At 65.4% G+C, this 3,805-nt stretch carries 5 protein-coding genes; 2 read left to right on the forward strand and 3 right to left on the reverse strand.

Annotation, left to right across the window (positions count from 1 at the left end):
- A partial coding sequence (locus WC493_RS21990) for a TerC family protein (protein ID WP_373068556.1) occupies positions 1-609 on the forward strand: 609 nt, incomplete at its 5' end.
- A 9-nt stretch (positions 610-618) separates the two neighbouring features.
- Here WC493_RS21990 and WC493_RS21995 read toward each other — a convergent pair.
- From WC493_RS21995 to WC493_RS22005, 3 genes are all read right to left on the reverse strand, one after another.
- The gene (locus tag WC493_RS21995; RefSeq protein ID WP_373068558.1) at positions 619-1,347 is read right to left on the reverse strand and encodes an HAD family hydrolase; all 729 of its coding nucleotides are present in this window, start codon (positions 1,345-1,347) and stop codon (positions 619-621) included.
- Between the two features lie 29 nt (positions 1,348-1,376).
- Positions 1,377-2,027 (reverse strand): SagB/ThcOx family dehydrogenase, encoded by a 651-nt coding sequence (locus WC493_RS22000; protein ID WP_373068560.1) that lies wholly within the window; start codon positions 2,025-2,027, stop codon positions 1,377-1,379.
- A gap of 267 nt (positions 2,028-2,294) precedes the next feature.
- A complete protein-coding gene (locus tag WC493_RS22005; protein ID WP_373068562.1) occupies positions 2,295-2,837 on the reverse strand; it encodes a C40 family peptidase in 543 nt (180 codons plus the stop codon).
- Between the two features lie 59 nt (positions 2,838-2,896).
- Here WC493_RS22005 and WC493_RS22010 point away from each other — a divergent pair.
- The coding region (locus WC493_RS22010; protein ID WP_373068564.1) for an alcohol dehydrogenase catalytic domain-containing protein at positions 2,897-3,805 on the forward strand (909 nt) is incomplete at its 3' end.

Genomic DNA, 3,805 nt, shown 5'->3' on the forward strand with positions numbered 1-3,805 from the left:
CGGCTGGGCCTGTTCCTGGCGATGTTCATGCGCATCGGGCTGTTGCTGGTGCTGTCGTGGATCGTGAGCCTGACCGAGCCGGTGCTCACGATACTGGCCCACGACATCTCCGGACGCGACCTGATCTTGCTGTCCGGCGGCCTCTTCCTGATCTGGAAGAGCACCGGCGAGGTGCATCAGCTGCTCGAAGGCGAGGAGGGCGAAGCGTCTCGCAGCGTGCCGTCGAGTTTCGCCGCCGTCATCGGCCAGATCATGGTGATCGACCTCGTCTTCTCGCTCGATTCGATCATCACGGCAGTCGGCATGGTCAGCGAAGTCGCGGTGATGATTGCCGCGGTGGTCGCTTCCGTGGGCATGATGATGATGTTCGCCACGGCCATCGGCCGCTTCGTCTCGGAGCATCCGACGATCAAGATGCTGGCATTGTCCTTCCTCGTCGTCGTCGGTGTCGTGCTCATCGCCGATGGCTTTGGCCACCACGTGCCCAAGGGCTACATCTACTTCGCGATGGCCTTCTCGGTCGCGGTCGAAATGCTCAACATACGCTTGCGCAAGAAGACGGCGAAGCCGGTCAACCTGCACGAGTCCTATGTCCGCGAAGAGACATGAAGCCCGCAATCAGGCCGCGATCAGTTCGATCAGTTCGCCCAGGTGCGAAACCATGTGGTCGGGCGGATCGCCGGCGAATTCCGTTTCGGCACACTCCCCGCCCCGAATGATCGCCACGGGCAGACCTGCGGCCCGCGCCCCACGCACGTCGGCGCGGCTGTCGCCGACAAAGAGCACCGCGTCCGGCGCAAGCTGCCAGTCCGTGAGCACCCGCAGGATGCCCTCGGCCCGGGGCTTCATGAAGCTCACATCGTCGCGGCTCACCACCGGCAGCAACAATCCGGCGAACTGAAAGCGGTCCAAAGCCGCGGTGAGCGCCTTGCGGCCGATGTTGCTGACCATCCCCACCCGCCTGCCTGTCGTCGCCAATCGGCGCAGCAGTTCAGCCGCCCCTGTTCGCGGCGCCCATCGGCTCAGCGCATCGGCGTCCCACCGGTCATAGATCGGACAGACCGCTTCACGCAATTCCGCCATGCGTCCCTGTGATCGCCGCAGGTCGGCTGCGGCATTCCACATGGTGGCGTAATTGCCGTGCGAAAACTCGTCGCCGGAAAATCCGAGCCCGGTAAACGCGCGACGCAACTCGTCCTGGGCGGGCGCCAGCCGCCACTGAAAGTCGACCAGCGTGCCCTCGAAGTCGAAGATGGCCGCCTGGTAGGCGTGGCTCGCAGAACTGTCAGGGGGTGTCGGCTGCATGAGGGCAAGTATCTTCAGTATCGGCAGCCAGGTCAAACGCATCCGGCAGGCCGCCAACTGCCCGCAGCTCGCTATGCGGCCTGCTTGGGGTAGCCCACGGTCTGCGACAGCAATACCTGCTGGTCATGCGTCAGTCCGAGTGCATCGGCGATCGCCGCGCGGTCGATCCAGGCGCGAATCACCGTCGCCAGTCCGTTGCCGGCGGCGAACAGGTAGACATTCTGCGCGATCGCGCCGGCAGCGGCCGACGCATAGGACTCGCGCTGGGCCACCGGCACCAGCCCCATCCGCGTGTGGTCAGCGACGTAAACGAGATCGAGCGGCGCCTCGTCGACGAAATCCTGGTAACCCGTGACGCTCCTCAAGTCGCTCGCCGCGACGAGATCAAGCTGATTTGCCGCCGCGTCATAGCGATAGGCACCGGAAGACAAGGCGACAAACACCTCGATCTCCTGCGCATTCAGCGCCGACGGCGCTGTGCGGCCGCCACCGGCCCGGTTGATGCCATAGGCTGCCCACAGCAGATTCGACAACAAGGGCATGGACAGCGACTCGCGCGCAAACTCACGCGACGAATGCCGGCTGGCAAGTGCCTCCATCAGGGGCTGGCCACCGTTCGTCTCGGGCGGCGGCAGCGAAATGGAAGTGGCTGAGTCGCCCCTGGCAGGCTTGGGCCGCAAGGCGCCCATCATGCCGAGTGCGAGCTTGGTCAAGGTAGTCATGGCTTGCCTCCGTTCACTGCGGATACGGGCGTGATAAGACCTCAAGAACCGCCCATGCCGGCAAAAAAAATCCGGCGGGATCGCTCGGGCCGGAGGTCTAAACCTCGCATTGCGCGAGGATGGAGTAGGAGGTTCAGGAAGAATCACTACTACTATGCAATTGGAACAAAGCATACGGCGGCGCAGCCCCCGGGGGAATACCTCGATGCGCGTATTTTGACTACCCCGTTCAGGGTAGCCGGGGCACTTCACGCAACCGGCCGGCTTTCATTCGAAATAAGTCCGGCCTTCCTCGAAGCGTGCGGCAAACCAGCCGCTCTTCAGGCTCTCGGTACGCACCTTGCCACGGCTGTTGGGTGCATGTACGAAGCGCTCGTCGCCGATGTAGATGCCGACGTGCGAATAGGGCTTGTTGCGGGTGTTGAAAAACACCAGATCGCCGGGGCGCAGTTGCGATGCCGGCACCGGCTTGCCCTGGCGGGCGAGATCGGCGGCCGAGCCGGCGAGCCGCATGTCGACCGACTTCCGGTAGACGTAGCTGACCATGCCGCTGCAATCGAGCCCGGCCTCCGGGTTCTTGCCGCCGAAACGGTAGCCGGTCTCAACCAGTCCGAGCGCAAACAGCACCACGTCATTGGCCTTGTCGTTGATGCCCGTGGTGGTACCGGCGTCGGCCACCGCAGCGCCAGCGCCGACTGCCGAAACCACGGGCGCCGGCCCCTGCTTGCCATAGGGCAGGACACCGCACGCGCCCAGCACCAGCGTCGAACTGGCCAGCAGGGCAGCAAACGAATAGGGGGAAGCCGACATGGGAGCAAATCTAATCCGCTACACTGATGGCGATAAACCCAAGCAAGGCAGAAATTCTCATGCAAATCCGCGCCGCCGTCCTCAGCCAGATGCATACCCCGCTGCCCTATGCGCAGACGAAGCCGATCGCGATCGAGACCGTGAATCTCGCCGGCCCCGGCCCGAACGAAGTGCTGGTCAAGATCACGGCCGCCGGCCTGTGCCATTCCGACCTGTCGATCATCAACGGCGACCGCCCGCGGCCGATGCCGATGGCGCTCGGCCATGAAGCCGCCGGTATCGTCGAGGCGACCGGGCCGGGCGTCACCGACCTGGCGCGCGGCGACAGCGTGGCGCTGGTATTCGTCCCCAGTTGCGGCCACTGCCTGCCCTGCCTCGAAGGCCGCCCCGCGCTCTGCGAGCCCGGTGCCGCGGCGAACACCGCCGGCACCATGGTCGGCGGCCATCGCCATTTGTCGCGCCGCGACGGCACGCCGCTGAATCATCAGGTCGGCGTTTCCTGTTTCGCCGAATATGCGGTGTGCAATCGCGGTAGCCTGGTCAAGGTGATTCCCGACCTGGCGCCGGACGTCGCGGCGATCTTCGGCTGCGCGGTGCTGACCGGCGTCGGCGCGGCGATCAACTCGGCGCAGATTCGCCTCGGGCAGACCGTTGCCGTCGTCGGTCTGGGCGGCGTCGGCCTGTCCGCCGTGCTCGGCGCGCTGGCGGCCGGCGCGCGGCAGGTCATCGCCGTCGATACCCTGCCGGCAAAACTCGAAACCGCCTTGGCGCTGGGCGCAACGCAAGCCTTCCGTGCCGACGATCCCGATCTGATCGCGCAGATCAAGGCGGCGACCAATGGCGGCGCCGATGTCGCCATCGAAGCGGCCAGCTCGGTGCAGGCGCTCGACGCCGCCTACAAGATGACCCGGCGCGGCGGCACCACGATCACCTGCAGCCTGCCGCCGCCGAGCCACACTTTCAACGTG

Source organism: Zavarzinia sp. (assembly GCF_041650655.1).
Lineage (GTDB): Bacteria > Pseudomonadota > Alphaproteobacteria > Zavarziniales > Zavarziniaceae > Zavarzinia.

Coding starts and splice junctions, on each gene's coding strand:
- WC493_RS22000 (WP_373068560.1), bottom strand. CDS start 2,027: ATGACTACCTTGACCAAGCTCGCACTCGGCATGATGGGCGCCTTGCGG.
- WC493_RS22005 (WP_373068562.1), bottom strand. CDS start 2,837: ATGTCGGCTTCCCCCTATTCGTTTGCTGCCCTGCTGGCCAGTTCGACG.
- WC493_RS21995 (WP_373068558.1), bottom strand. CDS start 1,347: ATGCGTTTGACCTGGCTGCCGATACTGAAGATACTTGCCCTCATGCAG.